The sequence below is a fragment of the Clostridium sp. CAG:265 genome (genome assembly GCF_000436575.1).
GTDB lineage: Bacteria > Bacillota > Clostridia > Clostridiales > Clostridiaceae > Clostridium > Clostridium lentum.
This window is the reverse complement of record NZ_FR886642.1, coordinates 129,994-153,324: the sequence shown is the minus strand read 5'-3', so window position 1 is coordinate 153,324 and position 23,331 is coordinate 129,994. Positions and strand designations below refer to the sequence as shown.

Genomic DNA, 23,331 nt, shown 5'->3' with positions numbered 1-23,331 from the left:
TGGAGTTCCTATACCTGGCAATGTAATAGGAATGGTTATATTATTTTTATTATTGTATTTAAAAGTAATAAAGGTAGAACAAATAAGCACCATTTCTAACTTTTTCTTAGAGCATTTGGCATTTTTCTTTATACCTGCTGGAGTAGGTTTAATATCATCTTTTTCAGTAATAAAAAATATATGGTTACAGTTATTAATTGTATGTTTTGTAACAACTGCAATTACTATGATATGTACAGGACTAGTAGTTCAAAAAATAGCTAATAAAAAAGAAGGTGATAAAGATGGAAAGCTTAATTAATAATATGCTTTTTGGGGTGGTTATTTCTCTTATAGCATTTGAATTGGCATTAATTATTAGAAAAAAAACTGGAATAGTATTATTAAATCCACTTTTAGTATCAATAATAATGGTAATAGTATTTTTGTTATTATTTAATATAGATGTAGAAATATACAATGTAGGTGGAGATTTCATTAATATGTTCTTAGGGCCTGCAACGGTTGTACTTGCAGTACCTCTTTATAATCAATTGGATAATTTAAAAAGATATGCTGTTCCAATAGTAGTAGGAATTTTTATTGGTACTATTATAGGTGTAATATCAATTATTATATCTTGTGTAGTGTTTGATTTAAATGAAGAAATAATAGCCTCTCTTTTACCTAAATCTGTAACTACACCCATAGGAATTGAAATATCAAGTCAATTAGGCGGTATCATACCTATTACAGTATTGGCAATATTAATAACAGGAATTATTGGAGCTGTCATAGCACCAATAGTATGTAAAGTATTTAAGATAAAAAATCAAGTTGCCATTGGAGTAGCAATTGGAACGTCATCTCATGCTTTAGGAACAACAAAGGCTTTAGAAATGGGGGAAATAGAAGGAGCAATGAGTAGTCTTTCCATAGGTGTTGCTGGAATTATGACTGTTTTTATAGCACCAGCTACATATCAATTATTTATTAATTTAATTACATAAACACTTTATTAGTTAAATTTAGTATAGCTATAGTTAAGAAGTTACAACTGAAAAGGTAAAATGTTAATTCCCTTTGCTAAGTAAATTAAGCTTCGCTTAGGTAAATTAGTTTGTAGCTTTGCTAAACTAATAAATAAGCGAAGTGATATTTACGACTTAACTTAGCTATTTATGTTGACTTAATTAAGTGCATAAGAAAAGCAATATGCACTGTTTGATTTTTAAAGTATGTCTTCTAAGCTATATTTTGAAAATTCTTTAATGAATTTTTCAAGAGAGTTAGAAATAATGTATTTAAGTTTACAACCACCAGTCATTAATGGGCAGTTTTCTGGATTATTAAAACATTCAACAATATTTAAATTGTCTTCTGTAATTTTAAGTATTTCCCCTAGATTTATATCTTTAGGCTCCATTCCTAGTTTTAAACCACCACCACGCCCTTTGATGGAAATAACATAATTTGTTTTTGCTAGCTTATGAATTATCTTTTTTAAGTGATGTTCAGAAATATCTAAAGCATTAGCTAATTCCTCAACAGTAGCTAAGGAATCTTTTTTATCTGCTAAATAAATAAGAGCTCTGAAAGAGTAATCAGTAAATTTTGAAAGTTGCATATATAGTCCTCTTTTCTTTTGCTAATAAGTATTATTTTATCAAAAAATAATGTAAAATAAAATGTGCATTTCAATTGAACATTTTATTCTCTTATGATATATTATTTATAGAATAAATGCAAAAATATTATTTAGATAAATGGAGGTACATATAATGATAACTAAAGATATGACAATTGGTGAAGTAATAAAGATGAAAGCAAATGCACCTGAAATATTAATGGGCTTTGGTATGGGGTGTGTAGGATGTCCATCAGCACAAGCTGAATGTATTGAAGATGCAGCAGAAATTCATGGAATAAACTTAACAGAATTATTAGAAGCATTAAATAAATAGTATAAGTATAGTAATAAACTCACAGAAGATATTTTCTGTGAGTTTATTTTTTTTAGAAAGTGTTGACAATTAATGTAATGAGTATATACTGTATATATAGAATATATACAGTAATGACTTTAAATACAGTTGGAAAAGAGGTAATTATGAGAATAGTTATATCAAATAGTTCAGGGATTCCTATATATGAACAAATAAAGGAAGGAATTAAAAGTTCTATTCTTTCAGGTGAATTACAGGAAGGGGAAATGCTTCCTTCTATAAGGCAATTGGCTAAAGAATTAAAAGTTAGTGTAATAACCACCACTAGAGCATATAATGATTTGCAATATGAAGGATTTGTAACAAATGTTCAAGGAAAGGGATGCTATGTACTAGCTCAAGATAACGAGATGTTAAAAGAACAGCAACTTAGAGAAATAGAAGAATGCTTTGAAAAAGCTATTGTGGCAGCTAAAAGGGCGCAGCTTAGCAGAGAAGAATTAAAAAATATGTTGGATTTTATCTTAGAGGAGGAAAGTTATGAATAATGTATTAGAGATAAACAACATTACTAAGGATTATAAAAAGTTTAAAATAGATAATATATCTTTTAATTTGCCAAAGGGGTATATTATGGGCTTTATAGGTGCTAATGGAGCAGGAAAGACTACTACTATTAAGCTTATATTAAATATGATAAAGAGAGACTCTGGAGAAATAAAGGTTTTTGGCCTTGATAATATAAGAGAGGAAGAAAGGATTAAGGAGCAAATTGGTGTAGTATTTGATGAATGCTATTACTTAGAAGATTGGACTCTAAATGATGTTGAAAAAGCTGTAAGTATATTTTATAAGAATTGGAACAGCAGCATATATGAAAAGTATTTAAAGGAATTTAACTTAGCTAGAGATAAGAAAGTTAAAGATTTGTCTAGAGGAATGAGAATGAAGCTGATGATAGCAGTGGCCTTTTCTCACGAAGCAAAGCTTTTAATCTTAGATGAACCTACTAGTGGTTTAGATCCAGTGGCCAGAGATGAATTTTTAGATATCTTAAGAGATTATATAGAAGATGAAGAAAAAAGCGTAATATTTTCTTCACATATAACTTCTGATATAGAAAAAATAGCTGATTATATAACTTATATAAATAATGGCAAGATTATTTTTACAGGAGAAAAGGATGAGTTTTTAGAGAAATATTGCATTATCAAGGGTGGAAAAGAAGATATCACAGAAAGCCAGAAGAAAGAAATCATTGGCTTAAGAATCCATAGCACAGGTTTTGAAGGGCTTATTGAGCTTAAGAAAGCTGTAGGGTTCTCCAGCAAGGTAATTATTGAAAAAGCATCTCTTGATGAAATTATGATTTATATGAATAAGGAGGCCATGTAATAATGGAAAAAGTTTGTAAGTTTGCAAAATTAGATTTATTTATGGTAAAGCCATATTTGAAGAAGTATATGCTATTATTATTTGCAGTATCTATTCCAGTAATAATAACCACTAAAAATATATATATGATGTCATTTATAGCTATGTTTTATGGTGTAATAATGGTAAGCTATCCTTTTGCCTTAAGTGAAAAAAATAATATAGAGAATTTTTATGGTACCTTGTCATTAAAGAAGCGAAATATTGTTAATGGAAGATATATCTTTACTTTAGGGACAATGATATTTTTTACTATACTTTCTTATATTATTATGATAGTTGGAAATGTGATTTTAAAACAAGGCTTGGAGTATAGTGAACTATTATTTGTTTTAGTAACAGGTTTCTTTATGTCACTTATATTAGTGTCATTACAGCTTCCAGCATATTTTAAATTAGGATATACTAAAGGAAAGATTTTCACTTATGTACCTTTTTTTGTCATAGCAATAGGAGTTCCTCTTCTTGGGAGTTTAATGGGAGAATCTACAGAAAAATTTAAAGCAATAGCAGCATATATAGAAAATAATCCAGTTATGGTCAGCATTTTCTTAATATTATGTGGCTTATTAATATTTGAAATATCTAATATAGTATCACAAAGGCTATATATAAATAGAACTGCATAAAAAAGTATATGGTGAAAACTACCTTGTAACTTTATAATTGAAGCAAGGCTATATCAAATTAGGGTATTGTATAAAGAAATATTGACATTAAAAAAATAGTGAGATATATTGAGGAATATAGAGAGAGTCTGTATTCCTTTTTTTATTTTATAAAAGGAATATATGATTAGTGGAGGATTTGTATGGACGATAAATATGAAGTTAATTCAAGAATATTTAAAGCTTTAAGTGATGTGAATAGATTAAAGATCATTGACTTATTATCATATGAGGAGAAATGTGGATGCAAGATATTAGAACATTTTAATTTTACTCAACCTACATTATCACATCATATGAAAGTGTTAATAGAATGTGGATTGGTGGAAGCAAGAAAGTGTGGAACTTGGAATTATTATAAAATAAGCAATGAAAGTGCTAAGGAACTTATTAAATTTATCAAATCTATCACTAATAAAGACAATGATATTAATGGCAGTGAAATAGAGCAATAGCAGAAAACTTCAGTTATAGCTGGGGTTTTTATTATTTATTCATGAAAACTTATAGATTGACACTATATAGATAGTCATTTATATTAAATATAGATGAATATCTATATTTAGGAGTAGAGTTAAGATGAAAAAGATAGATTTAACTAAGGGAAAAGTAATAAATGTACTAACGGTGCTTGCACTACCAATAATGGCAACTTCACTTTTACAATTCACCTATAATCTTATTGATATGCTTTGGGTTGGTGCATTGGGAAGTGATGCAGTAGCTAGTGTGGGATCATCAAGTTTTTTTGTAGGTCTAGGCTATGCAATAAATTCAATGGTGGTAATAGGGACTACCATAAAACTTGCACAAGCTATTGGCAGGAAAGAAACTGAAAAAGAAAAGGAATACATTAATGCTGGGTTAGTTATAAATTTAATAATAGCATTAAGCTATGGCTTATTATTGATATTTTGTGGAAAAATATTTATAGACTTTTTAAATTTAAATAATACTATAGTAGAAAGAAATTCATTTTATTATTTAGCTATTAATGGACCAATTTTATTTTTTGGATTTTTTAATATGCTATATTCTAAAATTATAGGAAGTTATGGCAACAATAAAATAGCATTAATTATAAGTGCCATAGGAATTGTTTCAAATATAATATTAGATCCAATATTCATATATATATTTAATATGGGGGTATCAGGAGCTGCTTTGGCAACCTTGGTAGCTAATATTATCATGTTTTTATTATATAGAAGAAAATCTATGAGCTTTTTAAGATATTATAGAGGTGTTAAATTAGATTTTGTAAAAGTTAAAGAAATTTGTGTCTTAGGAATTCCAATGTCTTTCCAAAGAGTATTATTTACCTTGATAAATATAGTTTTGGCAAGAATAATTGGTGGTTTTGGTGCAAATGCCATAGCAGCTCAAAAAATTGGTCTGCAGATTGAATCTATAACATATATGGTGATAGGTGGGCTTCATGGAGCTATATCAAGTTTTGTAGGACAAAACTTTGGTGCAGGCAAATATAATAGGATTAAGGAAGGATATAAAACAGCATTAAAATTAGGTATACTTTATTCTCTAATGATGGTATTTGTATTTGTCTTTTTAAATAGGCCCATAATTAAGCTTTTTATTAGTGAAAATGAAACTATAATAATTGCAGCTGATTATTTAAGGATAGTGGCTTTTTCACAAATATTTAGCACTATAGAAACTATATCCAATGGAACATTTACAGGTCTTGGATTACCGAAGATACCATCACTTATAAGTATTGTCTTTACAGCATTAAGAATACCTATGGCTTTGATGTTTGTAGGAAGATTTGGTATAAATGGAGTATGGATGAGTATTTCCATTTCAAGTATATTAAAAGGTATAACATCATACATTATGTACTTGATCGTTGTTAAGATGAAGTTATAGTTTTATAAGTATTTGACCAGATAAATTTAATAGATTATATTAGATATAATTATAGAGAATTTAAGGAAGGAATATAAAAAATGTTAAAGAAAATTAAAGAGTTATTTATACCACAGCAACTTTTAAAAGGAAATTGTGGTATAGAGCGAGAAATGTTAAGAGTTGATAAAAATGGATATTTATCATTTACAGATCATCCAGGGATATTTGGAGATAAAGTTTTAAATCCTTATATAACTACAGATTTTTCAGAGAGTCAGGTGGAAATAATAACTCCTGCCTTAGATAAAATAGAAGAAACATATAGTTTTTCAAAGGCACTTTATGACATAGTAGCTTTAGAGATAGGTGATGAAATTTTATGGCCACAATCAATGCCATGTTTTATTCCAGAAGATGATGAAATACCTGTAGCTAAATATAGTGAAGAGGGAAGAGAAGCTGAAGAATATAGAAATAAGCTTTTAAAAAAATATGGTGGAAAGAAGCAACTTATATCAGGAATTCATTATAATTATTCTTTTAATGAAGAGATTATAAGAAAATTATATGAAAGTAGTGACAAGGAATTAACATACAAGGAGTATAAAAATTCTATATATTTAAAGGTTGCAAGAAATTATTTAAGATATAGATGGATTATAGTTTATCTTTTAGGTGCAGCACCTGTAATACATGAAAGCTTTTTAAATGGATGCAGCTGTAAGCTTAAACAGATAAGTGAAGATGGGTATACTGTAGATGGTGCAGTTTCTCATAGAAATGGAGAATGTGGATATAGAAACAAAGAAGAACTTTATCCAAATTATGATACGGTAGAAGATTATGTTGAAAGCATCAATAAATATGTAAATGATGGAGTGATAGATAGCTATAAGGAATTATATAGCCAGGTAAGATTAAAAGCTAAGAATCCTAAAAATTTCTTAAATTCATTACTAGAAGATGGAATTAGCTATCTAGAATATAGAAGTATCGATATAAACCCATTTGAAAAGGGTGGTATAAGCTTAAATGATTTATATTTCCTTCAATTATTAAATATATATATGCTTATTAAAGAAGAAAGCAGTTATGATAAGTGGCAGCAAGAAGCTGTAAGAAATCAACACTTAGTTGCAAAATATGGCATAGAAAATGTTGATTTAATTAAAGATGGAGAAATAATTGATAGAAGAAGCTGGGGCTTAGAAATACTAAATGAAATGAAAGCTATGAATTCAGAGCTGAATTTAGGAAAAGAAGATATAATCAATGAAGCAATAGCAAAAATGGCAGATAGCTCATTAACATATGCCTATAAGTATAGAAAACTGATAGAAGAAAAAGGATATATAAAGGCTAATGTAGATTTAGCTGAAGGTTATAAGGAAAGTGCTTATAATAATAGATTTAAGTTAGAGGGATTTGAGGATTTAGAACTTTCTACTCAGATATTAATGAAGGAAGCTATAAAAAGAGGAGTTAAGACTGATATAGTAGATAGAAGCGAAAACTTTATTTCTTTAACAAAGGGAGAAAAAGTGGAATATGTAAAACAAGCCACGAAGACATCAAAGGATAATTATGTAACAGTACTTATCATGGAAAATAAAACTGTTACTAAAAAGGTATTAGCTAAAGAAGGTATCAAGGTTCCAGTTGGTGAAGAGTTCGATAGTCTTGCAGAAGCAAAGATTTCTATAAATAATTATATAGGAAAGCCTATAGTTATAAAACCTAAATCAACTAATTTTGGTACTGGAATAAACATATTTCCTGAAGGAGCAAATGCAGAAGATATAGAAAGAGCTTTTGAAATAGCATTTAAGTTTGATAAAACAGTGTTAATTGAAGAGTTTATCAAAGGAAAAGAATATAGGTTCTTGGTTATTGATGATAAAGTTGTAGGAATACTTCATAGAGTGCCAGCAAATGTTTTAGGTGATGGAGTAAAAACCATAAGAGAATTAGTTGAATTAAAAAATAAAAATCCTTTAAGAGGTAAGGGATATGTCACACCTCTTGAAAAAATAAACCTTGGTGAAAATGAAGCTATATTTTTAAAGCAACAAAATAAGGATTTTGACTATGTACCACTTGCAGGAGAAACAGTATATTTAAGAGAGAATTCCAATATCAGCACTGGAGGAGATAGTATAGATTATACAGATGATATACCACAAAAATTCAAGGATATCGCTGTAAAGGCAAGTAAAGCAGCTGGTGCTAAGATTTGCGGTGTGGATATGATGTTAGAGGATTATAGTGATGAAAATATTAATTATGCAATAATAGAAATCAACTTTAATCCAGCAATACATATACATTCATATCCATTTATAGGCACAGAAAGAAAAATTGCTGTAGAAGTGCTTAAGCTATTAGAACTTGTATAGAACTTTATTTAAATAAAATATAGATAAGGGAGCTGCAAATAAAGGAAGTTCCTTTATTTGCATATGGAAAGGAAAGTAGATATGAAAGTAGTATGAGTAGACTAAATTATTGAAGTATACTCATCATTCAAGTGTTTATTATATATAAAATATGTAGTATTATAAATTATGATATATATATAGAATGGAGAAGGTAAAATGAAGGTAAATGTAGAAAATATTAAAGTTTTAAAAGTTGAACATAATGGAGAAATTATAGTTTTTAAAAGTGATGATATAGTATCATTAGAATATAAATCAGTATCAATTAAAGGAAGAATTGCACAAATTGCAGATACTTCTATTACAGTTGACTGTAGTACTATGTATAATTCACAAATACATGAAGTTGCTATTAAGAATATAGAAATGATTATTAAAGAAACTGCATTTAATAAGCAAAGAGAAGATACGATAACTGTTGAGAGGACTCCAGTAATTCAATTAGAAGAAAATGAAAGTGAAGCTGAAGAATTAGAATTAAATAATAATATAATTAATGATGAAGAAGAGGACAGAGCCTTAGAACCAATTTTAACAACACAAGAAAAGAACTCATTGACAACTTTAGATGTAAAAGAACAAGAAAAGACTAAGGAGCAAGAAGAGCTAGATGAATCAGTAAGCCTTTTTGGAAATATAAAGAGAAATTATGCACAAGGAATAAGTCCAATATTTAATAAATAAATTTCATTTATTTTATATTAACAGTAGCAATATAAGCTAGTTTTGGCCAGATTCCATTAGTACCTTAAATTCTTCTACAATTTTTTGTATTTAATAAAAAATTCATATAAAGATAAAAATAACTTTATCCATAAAGGAAAGGATAGAGTTATTTTTATGTTTAAAAGTTTAGTAAAAAAATATAATGTTAATTTATATGGCATGTTTAAAAATGGGACGGTAGCAGTTATAACCATGTTTGGTGTATGGATATTATTTGGTGTTAAAAATATAATGATAGCTTTTCCTATTGCATTAACATCAACAGTATTAGGAAGACAGAATTTTTATGTTAAGACTTTCTATAAAGTTATGTGGTTAATTATTTTAGATATGCTTATAGTAGTTACTTCATTTATATCATCATTAAATCTTTATAGTGGAATAATAATAAATTTTATAGCAATATTTTTAATTATGTACAGCATAATTTCACAATATGATTTAACTTTTTATAAGCCATTTGTTATGCTCTATATATTTACTCAATATTCTACGGTATCTTTTAGTGAATTACCAGAAAGGCTTTATTCTGTGCTTTTTGGGGTAGCGGTTATTGTATCAGCAAGCTTTATAAAGAAAATAAATGAAAAATCTGTATTAGGTAATAGCATAGTTGTATATATAAGAATGTTAAAAGAGCAGGTGGAAAATATTAAAAGTAATGACTATTCAGATGAACTTAAAAATAAATGTACTGGAAAGATGAGAGAGTTAACTTATAAAGTATACATAAGCAGACATAGGAAATACCTAACTACCAATATAGGGATTATTCAATTTAATCTTTTGATAAATTTAGAATATTTTAATTTACTTTTAAAAGATATAGCTTTAGAAAAAAGCTTAAAGGAAAAGGAGCTTTGTGATATAGAGCAGCTTTTAGATGGATTAGAAAAATATGCCGCAGGAAATATAGAGGTAGATGATTTAGAAGAAAAAGTTCAATTATTTATTGATGATAATATTAATAAGAGTGAAGTATTCCAAGTTGTTGGGGATATATTTATGGAGGTATATAAGAACATAATGCGTTTATCTGAAATGAATAAAAAAGAAATAAATAAAGTATACAAAGAATGGCAAAGGTCTCATTTAGATATCTTCAAAAATGTTTTTAAAGAATATTTTAATGTAAATAGTATAAGGTTTAAGTTTGCTATAAGAATGTCTATAACATTGACAATAGCACTTTTAGTAGGAGAGTTTTTAGGATTTTATAAAATAATATGGGCCATTATAACAATAATGTCTATTATGCAACCATATTATGAAGATACTATAACAAAAGCAAGAGATAGAATTAAAGGAAATATATTAGCTATATTGATTACTGGAATTATTATTAATATGGTTGATAATAAATTCATAACTATATTAATTCTAATTTGCTCACTATATCTTTTATATGGATTTAAAGAGTATTATAAGATTTCATTGTTTGCAGCTGTGGCATCAATTTGCGTATCTTCACTAACTGAAAATATAAATGTATTAATATTTTTAAGAATAATATATGTAATAGATGGAGTGATATTGGTCTTAGTAGCCAATAAGGTTATATTCCCATACAGGCTTAAAGATGGAGTAAGGCAGCTGGTGAAAAAAATCAAGCTATATAATAAATATGTAATAGAAGATAGTAGAGATTATTTAAATAATAATGAAAATATTAATAATATAAGGGATGTAATAATTCATTTGATGCTTCTTATGCAAAAGCTCAATCTCAGAAATATGCAATATGGTGATGATAAAATTAATCAATTCATAGATATGAATAATTATTATTTAATTAAAACATCCTATGATACACTTTTTAATTTTAATGTTAAAAAGAAAGGAAAAGATAATATCATAAAAGCATATGAAGAATTTAATAAAGCAAATATGGTTTTTAATGGATAGTGATAAAGAAAATAGATTTTTGCATATATAGTAGTGTAGTAATTAATATTGAAAGGAAATATAATGAAATACGAAAAAATATACCTTCCATATTTATTTAATGCATTGGAACCTTATATAGATAAGGAAACAGTAGAAATTCACTATACTAAGCATTTACAAGGTTATGTTGATAATTTGAATAAGGTACTTAAAGGATATGAGGATTTTACAAAGGGTAAAACATTAGAGGATATATTAATGAATCCTAAAAAAATACCTAAAGAAATACGAGAAAAAGTAATAAACAACGGTGGAGGGGTATATAATCATAATTTGTACTTTTCAATTTTATATCCTAAGCCTAAAAGGAAACCAGAAGGAAAACTAATGGATAGAATAAAGAAACAGTATGGTTCTTTTGAACAGTTAAGAGAACTTATAAATGAAAATGCATTAAATAGATTTGGATCAGGATATAGCTTTCTTGTGAAGGAAAAGTATGGCAGGCTTCATGTCATGAATACACTTAATCAAGATACACCACTTATATGTGGTTTTAAACCGATTTTATGTATAGATGTATGGGAACATGCTTATTATTTAAAATATAAGAATTTAAGAGGTAAATATTTAGAAAACATATGGCAGATAATAAATTGGGCCAAGGTAGAGGAACTATATAATGGAAAAGTCTAAAGGCGTATATAAGGAATTTATAACTTTATAAAGTAATGGTAAAAGGAGCCGTAAGGTTCCTTTTTAATATATATAGTTTTCTATGTGACTATGTTTAATGGAGGATAAATATGGAAAAGGTTTTTATGGTTGAAGATGATCCAAAGAATATATTAGATACTTATCTTAAGGTATACTGAAAGATGCATTTTAATATTTTCTTTTTTTTGTTATACTTAATTAATAAGGTAAATAGACATAATAAAAAAGAGGTGATAGCAATGTTTCAAATAGTAAGGATGATAATAGATATAATAAATTTCTTTGCTATTTTTTATATGATTTTCAAAGAAAAGAGATCAGCTAATAGTATAATAGCATGGGTGCTTGTAATTTATATTGCTCCATTGGTGGGATTTATTGCATTTTTATTATTGGGAAGAAAAATTAATAATGCTAATATGTTTGGCATTAAAGAAATTGAATTAAAGTTATTCAAAGATTATATGAGGAAGACACAGAAGGAAGGTTATGTTGAAAAAGACAATAAAAATTATGATATGATTAACTCCATAGAGAGAATGGGATATTCGCCATATAGAGAAAAAAATCAAGTGATGATGTATAGCGATGGAAAAGAATTTTTCAGTGTTTTACTAGATTCTTTAAGAAAAGCTGAAAAGAGTATAAATATAGAATTTTACATATTTAAAACAGATGGAATAGGAAGCGAGATACTATCAGTTTTAGAAGAGAAAGCTTCAAAAGGTGTAGAAGTAAGGCTTTTATATGATTCTGTTGGTAGCAGGACGTTGAATAGAAGAGTACTTAAAAAATTAACTTCATTAGGTGGGAAAACCGGTGAATTTTTCCCATCTTGGTTAAAAATTATAAATTTAAATATGAATTTTAGAAATCATCGTAAAATTGTTGTTATTGACAATAAAGTAGGCTTTGTTGGAGGTTTTAACGTTGGAGATGAATATTTAGGTAAGGATGAGAAATTTGGTTACTGGAGAGATACTCATGTAAAAATAGAAGGTTATGCTGTTAAGGATTTAAATTCGAGATTTTTAGCTGATTGGAGATATGCTACTAAAGAAGAAGTAGATATACAAGAGGTATTTGCAGAAAATAGTATAGAAAGTGTAGGTGATAAGGGGATTCAAATATTATCAAGTGGGCCTAATCTTAGTGATAGATTTGAAATTAAGCTTGCTTATTTAAAAATGATTCAAAAAGCAAGAAATTATATTTATATACAATCGCCATATTTAATTATAGATAATAGTATATCTGATGCTTTGAAACTTGCTGCATTATCTGGTGTGGATGTAAGAATAATGATTCCTGGAAAAGGAGATCATCCATTTGTTTATTGGGCTAATCTTTTCTATGCAGGTGATCTTTTAGATTTTGGTGTAAAGATATATCATTATGATAGAAATGCATTCTTACATGCCAAAACTCTTGTTATAGATGATGAAATTTGCTCTGTAGGTACGGCTAATATGGATACTAGAAGTTTTGAGCTAAACTTTGAAATAAATGCATACATATATTCTAGTGACATAGCATGCAAGCAGAAAAAACAATTTGAGAAAGATATCCTAAAAAGCAATCAGCTTACTTTGGAAATGTATAAAGGAAGAAATAATAAAACGAAAATTAAAGAAGGTTTGTCAAAGCTATTTTCTTCAATATTATAAAATAAGGCTATGTTAGACAAAATTGTTGATATAGGTACACAAAATGAAAAAATCAAAAGAAGATTATTTTTGAGAAATAGTCAAGATTTTGAAAGAACATGATTCAACAAGAATGAGTACAGAGACATATAATAAGTTTATGAATTTATTTTCAGGTTCTGCTATTGGGGTAGAAGGGAGTCGAATAGTGTTTTTTTTGACCCAACAAATGAGGGCTATATATGGAAAATAGCTTTTAATGATTGTGGAATAGAAGGTAATAAGGATAAGTATAATATATATTCATCGTGTCCTAAAGAGTATAAATATCATATTGGTGAATGTATTCAACTATATTGTGAAGATAGAATACTTAAAATGAAAATGTATGATTTAGTAGATGAAGATGATTTTGATTTATACGAAGATGAACTTAATAAAATCAAAGAAATATTTAAGCCTGTTTATGGATACGATTTTCTTTATCATAATATTGGACTGGACGACTTTGGTGGAGTAGTTCTTATTGATTATGGTGAAACTGAGAAAATTGAAATTATCAGCAAAAAGTTTGTAATAGCATAAAGAACTGGAATATTCCAGTTCTTTATAAATTCTATTAATCGACACGTTATTAAAAGATTTTTTACCAGCCGATTACTAAGTTTTTAACTTTAATAGTATAATATGAAATTAGTTTAGTAAAGTCAATAGTTAAAGAGGTGTTTGTATAAGATACTACCTGGTAAAATGTAATTGCAAGCAAGTAAGCTATTAAAAAACTGAGCCTAGGAAATGCTTTATTGACGGTTTTCATGGATATTGCTATAATCTTTTTAAGAATCTAACCGTATATTATTAACACTAAATTGTAAATATATCACTCTATATGGAAGTATATTTCGTTATAATATAACAAAATATATACTTAACGCATAGCGTTTTTAAAAGTACTTTAGGATATAATACCTAGTATTTAAAATTTTATCTATATTTAACACTAAGTGTTTTGTGTGAAAAAGGCTGTATTTCTAAGTAAATCGGTCTCTTTTTTTTGCTTAAAAATTTTTCGTCAAAAAATATGAAAATTTTAGTTGCTTATGTGAATGATTGGTGTTAACATAAAGCTATAAACTAAATGGGAGGTGTACAACATGGTTTTTAGTAATATAGATTATGTTTTTTTATTAAAAAAAGATATCTATATCAGTACTATAGGATATACTCTTTCGATAGCTATAAGCCAGGCAATGTGTAAAGACAAACAGTTGCTAGAGCTACACACTGCAAAAGAAGCTAAACCGTATTCTTTTAGTAATCCCCAGCCAAATGCCAAAAATGGTATTTATGAAAAGGATAGTATATATAGAATACAGATAAAAAGCTGTTCAGAAGTGTTTGCAGATAAAATCATGAAGCTATTGGAGGGCTTTGAGAATGATTATGTTAAATCAATTATGATACAGAGTAAAAAATTTACTGAATATATACCAGTTAAGGAGCTTATTTGTCTAAATCCAGTTATAATTACTCTTCCAAAATCTGAAGATGGTAAGTTTAACGCAAATAAATACGCAAATGTAAGAGATAGGGTGATTATAAATCTATTAAAGAAATATAATCACTTTACTGGAGAAGATGTTGTTTTCGACGATGTAAAGAATATGTTTACGGTAGAAGAGATATTAGGAAGACCTATTCCAGTAAAGATTAAGGGATGTATTTATATAGGAGTAAGGTTTAAATACACTGTTGCTGACAATCCTTTAGCTCAGAGACTTGCATATTTTGCACAATATTGTGGTTTAGGAGAGAAGAACACAATATGTGGGGCAGGGTTTTGTTTGGCTATTCCTAAAACAGGAGGGGTTGTAGAATGTTAGATTTGTTAATAAGAGAAATAAATAAAGATAAGGATAGAGTAGAACGCTTTATAATAGAAAACGCCACTCCTAAGGTTGGTATCTATATTCTAGCAGATATAGATAAGCCGTTTAGATCAGATGGAACTGTTAACTATCTTGTTGTGGATAAAAAAACCAGTAGATTTGTAGAGGCTAAGGTTAATGGGGATTGTAAAGATGTGGATGTGTTTAGAGCTGCTATAGCCAAAAGAGACTCTTTGTCAAAACTATTAAATGCAGCTTCTAATAAAGCTATAGACGTTCCTGCAAAGAAAATACTAAGTACAACCTATCAAGCGTTAACTATAAATGCTAAGACAGCAGCCTTAGAGGGTAAGGAGAAAGATGGCTCTGACACTTTAGAGTGGCTGATAGAACACATTTGTGAAGCTGGGTTAGGATATTATAGAGATATAAAGATAAAGATTTGTGAGGTCCTAGACTTAAAAAACAATAGTGAATACTGTCTAGATATAGTTAAAGACTTAGAATATGCTGAAAGCGAAGCTAGATTAACAGAATTATCCTTAATAGAAGCATACATTAGAGAGAACCTAGGTGCAATTATAGACTTTGCTAAGAATTTAGGGATTCCGACAGGGGGAGTAATAAAGATATTCTTTACATCTTCATCTGGAAGACTTGATGATAGTATAGAAGCCTACAAAAGAGAAGAAGCGTATTACTTCTACAGAAGCCTTCTAAACGCAGATGGAGTAGAAGTAGTTGATAATGAGCTTGTAGGCACAACTGTTTATGGCTTTAATAATAATGCTAAAAAGACTGGCATTAAGCCATTAACAATGAATATAAACCTAAGAAAGTACTTAACTATGGAAAAAGCCAGGGATTATAGAACTGCATATCAACTTCTGCAAACAATCTCTGAAAATAATGGTGCTAGAGCGTTTGGATTTAATGTAATGAGAGATACATTACAGTTTGCAGGTGAAGATGTAGATACTATAAGTGAAAACATAACTATAGAAGATTTTACAAAGGATGTGGGCAATAAGGGGCTTATTTTTAGATTACACTTTAAAGAAAAGTATATCGTTAAGGCTACAACCAATGCACATGTGTTTAACCCAACTGAAACTATTGGGAAGAGGAAGGTGCCACTAAAAAACTATTTTGGAGATAAAGAAATTTTATTTAATTTAGATAAGGAAAGTGCGAAAGCAGAGACAGTTGCTGTATCTAAGCCAACAGTAAAAGAGTTGTTAGCTAGAATAGGGTTCTGTTGGTATAAGAACTTAAATACATTCTCAGAATATGGAGCTTACGGTATAGGAAATGAAAGTGGTAGCTACAACCTAGCTAGAGACATGGAAGGTATTTACGGTAAGTATTCGTACGTGCTAGATAGTTTCTTTAAGAGCAAGGTAAGTGATGTAAAACTAGCTAAACGCGAACTAGTTGATTATGTTGATGAGTGTATAAGATGCTATGTAGATAATATGCATGGTGCAGAGAGTAGTATGCAAGGTTTAAGACGTTTGCTTAATTATAAATTAAGTTTGATAGAGGAATTTAAAATTGAAGGGAATGATTTGATTATGGCAGATTTAGCTAGAGAATTAGAAGAGAAAATGCTTAAAATAGTAGAAGGTGAAGCAGAGCTTGATTGCGACAATGAAGTGGAGTATTTCTATGCTCTAGGGCAATTAGCATTTTACGCAGAGTATCAAGTTCAGAAGACTTTGGTTTTAAGTCCATTTAAGGAGTATACAAATAAGAAAACAGTCGGGGATTTAACAGATTACCTAACAACTAGATTAGACCTTTATGGATATAACATTAATCCAGGCACTAAAGCTATGCAAAATCTTGCTAGTAAAATCCTTTTAAATGGAGACAGGACTCTAAGGGTAAAAAATAACTTGACAGCATTATATGGTGGTTTTTTAAGTAACAATGTCTTTTTAAGAAAGAAAGAAGAAAATGCAAAAACAGAAAATTAAAATGAAAATAAATAGAGGAAAGAGGTAATAAATATGGGGAATACAACAGCAATAAAAACAAATAGAGTTTATGGAGCAAGAGGAGTTGGTGCAGAAAATAGTAATGTAAATTCTAATTTCCAGGGACTACCTAACACATTAAGTAATGGACAATTCTTTAATTCAGACGTATCAACAAAGTGGGCTGATCGTGATTTTTGGAAGAGCATTGGATATGATGTTTTAGTTAAAACTAGCTACGTTCTAGATAAAGATGGAAACCCAGTGGTGCAGACAATAGAGGATGTAGTAGCAGCTAAGACGAATGCTAAGGAATCTTTGTTAAAGCAAGTATTGAATAATTTTGTTGATACAGCATGTTTCGGTGTGGTAATGGCATTGAAGAAGAAAAATATCTCAACTACAGGACCTATCCAATACAATATAGGTGTTAATAAGTTAGAGGATTGTACAGATGTAAAGGTGCACGATATCTTATCTCCATATAAAAACTCTAACAAGAAAGCAGAAGATGCTAGTAGAGCAACAATAGGTAAGAGTAGTTTTATAGAAAGAGCTTTATATGTACAAGGATTTAGCGTTTGTCCTGAACAAGCAAATTCTTTGGTAGAGTTAGTTAACGATGAAGAATTTAAAGGGTTTAAAGAAGAATACTACTTAGCATTTAAGAAAGCTACACTTTGTTCTATTACAAGACTAAATAGTAGAGCTAAGATAGGTGCAAGAGATGAATTTGCAATATTTATCAACATGAAGGAAGATTCTTACTATGCTTTACCTAATATAGCTTCTTTAATTGAAGCGAGATTAGATGAAGAAGGGAATAAATCCATCGTTAACTTCGACAATTTAGCATTCTTAAATAATTTAGATGATGTTGATTCAATTGAGATTTATTATAATGGAGCAGTTTGTGATATAGAGCATTCGTTTACAAATGCATACATATGGGATACTACAAAAGGATTTAAGCTAAGAGAGGAAGTTTAATATGGAACTTTTAGCGTTTAACATAAAAGGAGACACAGCCTTTTTCAATACAAATAGCTTTGATGAATCAGATATGCATTTCTCTTTTGCTCATTTGCATAGAGTAGCCTTACTTGGAATATTGGGCGCAAAGATAGGGCTAAATGGTCACAATAAATTAGCACTTAATAAAGAAAAGGAAAGCAGACATCCAGAGTTCTATGAGAAGCTAAAGGATTTAGGAGTAGCAATTGCCCCTAAATCTGGAGCTACTGGATTTGTTAGAAAAGAGTATTCTTTTACCAATGGAGCAGGTTACTCTAAGGTGAGTGGCAAGTATGCACAAAACCTTATTTATACAGAACAGTGGCTTCATAATGTAAGTTGGGACGTATATTTAGACTTAAGCAAAGTAGATACAGATATTGCAGAAAAACTTAAGGATTTCATTATTAACAACAAAACGGTTTACCCTATTTACTTGGGGAAAACAAATCATTTTGCTGAGATAACTAATGGTAGATTAGTAGAAGCTATTGAGTTAGCAAATACCAACGAATTGGTTATCGATAGTATGTTCAAGGAAGACTTTATAGAGGAAATGGTGGCTGATTTGTTTGCTGGTGGAGAGAGTTATGTGGATACAAGAGAAACTCTACCGAGTGGCTATAAAGATGAATTCTGCGAGTATGTTTTAGATATTTATTGTTTAACAGATAAAGAAATTAATCTAAGAAAAGACTTTGACTATAAACTAGCAGAAGTAGATGGAATAAATATATGTTTAGCATAGACGATTCAGGAGTGGCAGTGGAGTAATAATCTACTGTCATTTATTTTCAAAGAAGGTAGGAAAGAGGATGGAAGATAAATTAATTAATATAGAGTCTTGGGTGGAAAGGCTTAGTGAAATGTATGCACATACACCCAAAGAAGGTTCTAGTAGGGAACCAGAGAAATTAATGGAACATTTGATATTAACAATAAAGAAATTGGAAGAGTTTAATACAACAGGAAACTGTTTTAATTATATAAGAGCACTTATTAGAGATATCCTAAAAGAAATAAAAGTATTTCAAGAGACAGAGCTACATAGTATAGAGAATTTCTTATTTAAAGCCGTTCTAAACGCAGTATATCTTCATGATATAGGAAAGTGTAATATTGCGTTCCAAAGCGAAATCATGGCGAATGCAGTTTTTAAGAGTGAATATATGGATGGAATGAGTTCAAATCATTCATTAGCTTCAGCAAAAATATACTTGGACTTTATGTTGGAGGAAGGAGATAGGCTTGTTGAATCTAATAATCCAGAAGCTAAGTCTAGGGTTATAAACTTAAAGACAGCTATATTACGTTATATCCTAGTTTCTTTTGCTAATACCATTGTAGGGCATCATTCAAAGCTCGGGTCTCCATTGGATTTTGTGAGGTATTTAAGTACGGAATTTGGTGTAGGAGAGGAGGATAATATAAGAAACTTAGAAAATCCCCCAGAATTTAAATATTACACTTACAAAACAACTAAAACAGATAGGGTTTTAGAATTTGTATATAACCCTAATTTATATAACGCTATAGTTAGCAAATTTACCCCTGTAGCAGAAAAGATGTATGTATTAACTAAGTGGTTATATAGTGCAATCTGTCTACCTGACTCTCTTTCAACGACTGATTATATCAATGGTGTAAAAGTTCTACCAGTAAGCTTTAATGTAGAAACTGTAATAGAGAATTATAGAAAAGATAATATATACAAAGCTATTATGGAATACAAAGAAATAGGAGTTATAAACTCAGAAATTAACAAGATACGTTCACAGATGTTCTTAGAATCGGATTACAATCTATTTAAGAATATAGATAAGAATATCTTCTACTTGGAGGGTCCAACTGGTAGTGGCAAAACAAATATGTCTACTAATCTTGCATTAAGAGTTATGGAGCTTACAAAAGAAAGTAAAAAGCCAATCACAAGGCTTATTTATACAGCACCTTTTAACGCTATTACTACTCAAACAGCAGAAGCTTTAGAAAAAGTCTTAGATGGATGCCCAGTAGACGCTACCTTAGTTAATTGTAGTGCTCCTATACCAATTAAGGATGTGGCGGAAGAATTTAAATATCAGCTAAGTTTATTGGATAATCAGATGTTGAATTACCATATAACATTAACGAGTCATGTTAAGCTATTTCAAGCGTTATTTGCATGCAGTAGGATAGATAACCATATGCTTTTAAACATGGCTAATAGTGTAGTTGTTATTGATGAAATACAGGCATACAATCCTACGGTATGGGCAAAGATGATGAGGCTTATAGATGTATATGCTAAGTATTTAAATATCAAATTTATAATTATGTCTGCCACATTACCTAAGATAGGAGACTTGATAGATGAAGATAAAAGATGTTCTGAGTATGCAGAGCTTATAAAAGATTGCAGTAAGTACTTTGTTAATGAATGCTTTAAATGTAGAGTAGACAAGTCAATTTATACATTAACAGATGGAGATTGGCGTGCGAGATACACAAGTATGGATAAAGAAACATACAGGGAACTTGTTTTTGACACTCTTGTAGCTAAGATTAGAGAGGAGTTTGCTGCTAGGGGTAAATGCAAGGTCTTGGTGCAGTTTATAAGTAAGAAGAGTGCGGATGAATTCTACAGAAGAATTAGAGACATTAAAAATTTTGCAGAAGAAGAGGTTCATATAAGACAGTTTACAGGGGATACAGGCAGTTGTAGTAGAAGGAAGACAATTAAGTTAGCTAAAGAGGATGTCAATGTTATCATCGTAGCTACTCAGTGCATAGAAGCTGGAGTAGATATCAGTATGAATGTAGGTTTTAAGGATGTAAGCTATATTGATTCGGAAGAGCAGTTTGCAGGAAGACTTAATAGAAACTTTAATAACAAAGGAACAACTCTCATCTACTTCTTTAAACTTGATGAAGCTGATGCAGTTTATGGCAAGGGGATAGCTACATTTAAAGGACACATGACTGTGCTCATTGAGGAGTATAGGGAGCATTTTAGAAACAAAACGTATAGCAAGATGTTTAAGGATATGTTAGATAGAATGTTTAAAAAGATTCACAGTGCCAATATAAAAACAAACATAAATACTTTTGACAATGAAGTTAAGCTATTAGATTACAGAGCAGTAGAGAAAGAGCTAGAACTTATACCAGAACGTGATGAAATAATGCTTTATTTCCCTATAGATGTTAATATAGAGGAAGAGGACGGAACTATTAGAACTGTTAGTGGGGAAACAACATGGAGTAAACTTCAAGAAGCATTAAGTAATGGAGATTATGCTAAGAATAAGGTAGAAACTAAGAATGCTATGGTAGACACAAGTTATTTCTGCTACAAATTCAACTTACCTTGGAAAATGGTTAAGGATTCTAGCTTAGAAGATGTATTTATAGCTAAACTTAAAGAAAATGGTGTTAGATATACTAAAATGGCGGGTCTATTCAGGTTAGACTTAACAAGAGGAGAAATAAAAGATTTTATAGATTTCGATGATGATTATAGGTTTGATAGAGAAAATTTTAGTGCTTTCCTTGGTATAAACCTAGGTGCAGAAGATACAAGGTTAATGTTATAATATATAAACCAAAAAGGAGCTACATTTAGATATAAAAATAAGGTAAGTTATATCTTTTATAACTTACCTTACTGTTATTATTTATATACTATTAATATTTCTAAGATCCTTTTTTGATTAACTTGTGTTGTTTATAGATTTCAAAATGCTAATGCATCAAATTTATGTGTATAAGTGTTTAAAAACAATGCTTGTTAAATATAAATTTTTGCATCTATAGAACAATTAAAATCTATAGCTAACTTTAAAAACAATGCTTGTTAAATATAAATCTCTTACTGTTGCCATTATATTTATTCCTAATTTTGTCTTTAAAAATAATTCTTGTTAAATATAAATCAGAAATTAAAACAGCAATAAGTAATCAAGCTGACTCTTTAAAAACAATGCTTGTTAAATATAAATTTTATTCTGCTTATTGTATTACCAATTGTTGTAGGCTTTAAAAACAATGCTTGTTAAATATAAATGCTTATAACTAATATAAGAATACGTTAAATAGATGTCTTTAAAAACAATGCTTGTTAAATATAAATGCATTAGATATGAGTAGAAAGTCATTATTAGATTACTTTAAAAACAATGCTTGTTAAATATAAATTTCTAAAATCTCTTTTTTAACATACTCATATAGTTCCTTTAAAAACAATGCTTGTTAAATATAAATTTGAATTATGAATATTGAATGGATTTTTAAAAATAGATTTAAAAACAATGCTTGTTAAATATAAATATTTCAGCAATAGGTCAAGCTAATTATTTTAATTAATTTAAAAACAATGCTTGTTAAATATAAATAGTGTTAAAGAAAAACTCCCCATCTTCATGGTAAGAATTTAAAAACAATGCTTGTTAAATATAAATCGTTTTTAATGCAGCATAAATTTTAAAACTACGAAAATTTAAAAACAATGCTTGTTAAATATAAATCAATTTTGGATCTAAACGGAAATCCAATTGCGGTAGGATTTAAAAACAATGCTTGTTAAATATAAATTTTTAAAATTTCAACCATTTCTTCTTGTATGAATTCATTTAAAAACAATGCTTGTTAAATATAAATTTAGAATTACAAGGATTAGCTGATTATGGTAGATCATTTAAAAACAATGCTTGTTAAATATAAATAACTCTTCTAGCACACGTTTGGCTTCCTCTAAATCCTTTAAAAACAATGCTTGTTAAATATAAATAAGATTAATTATTTAGAGTAATAAAAAAATAAGGCTCTTTAAAAACAATGCTTGTTAAATATAAATGTTTAATACTAAGACTGGACGAGCATTTACACCAAACTTTAAAAACAATGCTTGTTAAATATAAATCTGCTTATAGTTTTTTCATTTTTTAAAGATTTAAGCCTTTAAAAACAATGCTTGTTAAATATAAATTATAACTTTAATTTCATCTGGGTCCCATACATCTTCCTTTAAAAACAATGCTTGTTAAATATAAATCCCATCTGCTTGAGTTTGCTTTAATTTTTCAGCTAACTTTAAAAACAATGCTTGTTAAATATAAATTCTAAAGCCCTTAATATTTGCCCGTATAGGTTAGCCTT

General features: G+C 28.9%; 20 protein-coding genes and 1 CRISPR repeat array (1 of these 21 only partly in view). Of the genes, 19 read left to right on the top strand and 1 reads right to left on the bottom strand.

All coding sequences use genetic code 11. The annotated features are described in order from the left end of the window. Positions 1-301 (top strand): CidA/LrgA family protein (locus tag Q5O29_RS11535; RefSeq protein WP_302632160.1); only part of this gene is annotated, 301 nt, incomplete at its 5' end. After that, positions 285-989, top strand: coding sequence for an LrgB family protein (locus Q5O29_RS11530; RefSeq protein WP_022213090.1), 705 nt, complete (start codon positions 285-287; stop codon positions 987-989). The genes Q5O29_RS11535 and Q5O29_RS11530, both read left to right, overlap by 17 nt. A 221-nt stretch (positions 990-1,210) precedes the next feature. Here the strand turns inward: Q5O29_RS11530 and Q5O29_RS11525 are convergent, their stop codons facing one another. After that, complete coding sequence (locus tag Q5O29_RS11525; protein ID WP_022213089.1) at positions 1,211-1,606, bottom strand: Rrf2 family transcriptional regulator; 396 nt, start codon at positions 1,604-1,606, stop codon at positions 1,211-1,213. A gap of 154 nt (positions 1,607-1,760) precedes the next feature. On the opposite strand from Q5O29_RS11525, the gene Q5O29_RS11520 reads away from it, so the two are divergent. The 17 genes from Q5O29_RS11520 (at position 1,761) to Q5O29_RS11440 (ending at position 21,770) form a co-directional block, all read left to right on the top strand. After that, a complete protein-coding gene (locus Q5O29_RS11520; RefSeq protein WP_022213088.1) occupies positions 1,761-1,943 on the top strand; it encodes a DUF1858 domain-containing protein in 183 nt (60 codons plus the stop codon). Between the two features lie 146 nt (positions 1,944-2,089). Further along, on the top strand, positions 2,090-2,473 hold the full coding sequence (locus Q5O29_RS11515) for a GntR family transcriptional regulator (RefSeq protein WP_022166860.1): 384 nt from the start codon (positions 2,090-2,092) through the stop codon (positions 2,471-2,473). After that, positions 2,466-3,320 (top strand): ABC transporter ATP-binding protein, encoded by an 855-nt coding sequence (locus tag Q5O29_RS11510; RefSeq protein ID WP_022213086.1) that lies wholly within the window; start codon positions 2,466-2,468, stop codon positions 3,318-3,320. Before Q5O29_RS11515 ends, Q5O29_RS11510 begins: the two co-directional genes overlap by 8 nt. Positions 3,321-3,322: 2 nt before the next feature. Beyond that, a complete protein-coding gene (locus Q5O29_RS11505; protein WP_022213085.1) occupies positions 3,323-3,988 on the top strand; it encodes an ABC-2 transporter permease in 666 nt (221 codons plus the stop codon). Between the two features lie 182 nt (positions 3,989-4,170). Further along, a complete protein-coding gene (locus Q5O29_RS11500) occupies positions 4,171-4,482 on the top strand; it encodes a metalloregulator ArsR/SmtB family transcription factor (RefSeq protein WP_022166857.1) in 312 nt (103 codons plus the stop codon). Positions 4,483-4,606: 124 nt separating this feature from the next. Continuing rightward, positions 4,607-5,917, top strand: coding sequence for an MATE family efflux transporter (locus Q5O29_RS11495; protein WP_022213084.1), 1,311 nt, complete (start codon positions 4,607-4,609; stop codon positions 5,915-5,917). 80 nt (positions 5,918-5,997) lie between these two features. Further along, the gene (gshAB, locus tag Q5O29_RS11490; protein ID WP_022213083.1) at positions 5,998-8,295 is read left to right on the top strand and encodes a bifunctional glutamate--cysteine ligase GshA/glutathione synthetase GshB; all 2,298 of its coding nucleotides are present in this window, start codon (positions 5,998-6,000) and stop codon (positions 8,293-8,295) included. Positions 8,296-8,493: 198 nt separating this feature from the next. Further along, positions 8,494-9,021 (top strand): hypothetical protein, encoded by a 528-nt coding sequence (locus Q5O29_RS11485; protein WP_022213082.1) that lies wholly within the window; start codon positions 8,494-8,496, stop codon positions 9,019-9,021. Between the two features lie 156 nt (positions 9,022-9,177). Beyond that, positions 9,178-10,968, top strand: coding sequence for an FUSC family protein (locus Q5O29_RS11480; RefSeq protein ID WP_022213081.1), 1,791 nt, complete (start codon positions 9,178-9,180; stop codon positions 10,966-10,968). Between the two features lie 63 nt (positions 10,969-11,031). Next, positions 11,032-11,646 carry a superoxide dismutase gene (locus tag Q5O29_RS11475; RefSeq protein WP_022213080.1) on the top strand — a complete coding sequence of 205 codons (615 nt, stop codon included), beginning with the start codon at positions 11,032-11,034 and terminating at the stop codon, positions 11,644-11,646. A 260-nt stretch (positions 11,647-11,906) separates the two neighbouring features. Then, positions 11,907-13,334: a cardiolipin synthase gene (gene cls / locus Q5O29_RS11470; RefSeq protein ID WP_022213079.1), complete on the top strand. Its 1,428-nt coding sequence runs from the start codon at positions 11,907-11,909 to the stop codon at positions 13,332-13,334. Between the two features lie 357 nt (positions 13,335-13,691). After that, positions 13,692-13,898: a hypothetical protein gene (locus tag Q5O29_RS11465; RefSeq protein WP_022213078.1), complete on the top strand. Its 207-nt coding sequence runs from the start codon at positions 13,692-13,694 to the stop codon at positions 13,896-13,898. 569 nt (positions 13,899-14,467) lie between these two features. Then, on the top strand, positions 14,468-15,196 hold the full coding sequence (gene cas6 / locus Q5O29_RS11460) for a CRISPR-associated endoribonuclease Cas6 (protein ID WP_022213077.1): 729 nt from the start codon (positions 14,468-14,470) through the stop codon (positions 15,194-15,196). Beyond that, positions 15,190-17,181, top strand: coding sequence for a hypothetical protein (locus Q5O29_RS11455; RefSeq protein WP_022213076.1), 1,992 nt, complete (start codon positions 15,190-15,192; stop codon positions 17,179-17,181). The genes cas6 and Q5O29_RS11455 overlap by 7 nt, the downstream gene beginning before the upstream one ends. Before the next feature lie 33 nt (positions 17,182-17,214). Continuing rightward, positions 17,215-18,171: a type I CRISPR-associated protein Cas7 gene (locus tag Q5O29_RS11450; RefSeq protein ID WP_022213075.1), complete on the top strand. Its 957-nt coding sequence runs from the start codon at positions 17,215-17,217 to the stop codon at positions 18,169-18,171. 1 nt (position 18,172) lies between these two features. Next, the gene (locus Q5O29_RS11445; RefSeq protein ID WP_022213074.1) at positions 18,173-18,943 is read left to right on the top strand and encodes a CRISPR-associated protein Cas5; all 771 of its coding nucleotides are present in this window, start codon (positions 18,173-18,175) and stop codon (positions 18,941-18,943) included. 67 nt (positions 18,944-19,010) lie between these two features. Further along, positions 19,011-21,770 carry a CRISPR-associated helicase/endonuclease Cas3 gene (locus Q5O29_RS11440; protein ID WP_022213073.1) on the top strand — a complete coding sequence of 920 codons (2,760 nt, stop codon included), beginning with the start codon at positions 19,011-19,013 and terminating at the stop codon, positions 21,768-21,770. Positions 21,771-21,946: 176 nt separating this feature from the next. After that, a CRISPR array of direct repeats spans positions 21,947-23,331; the repeat unit is 29 nt; unit sequence TTTAAAAACAATGCTTGTTAAATATAAAT; it runs 1,677 nt beyond the window's last position.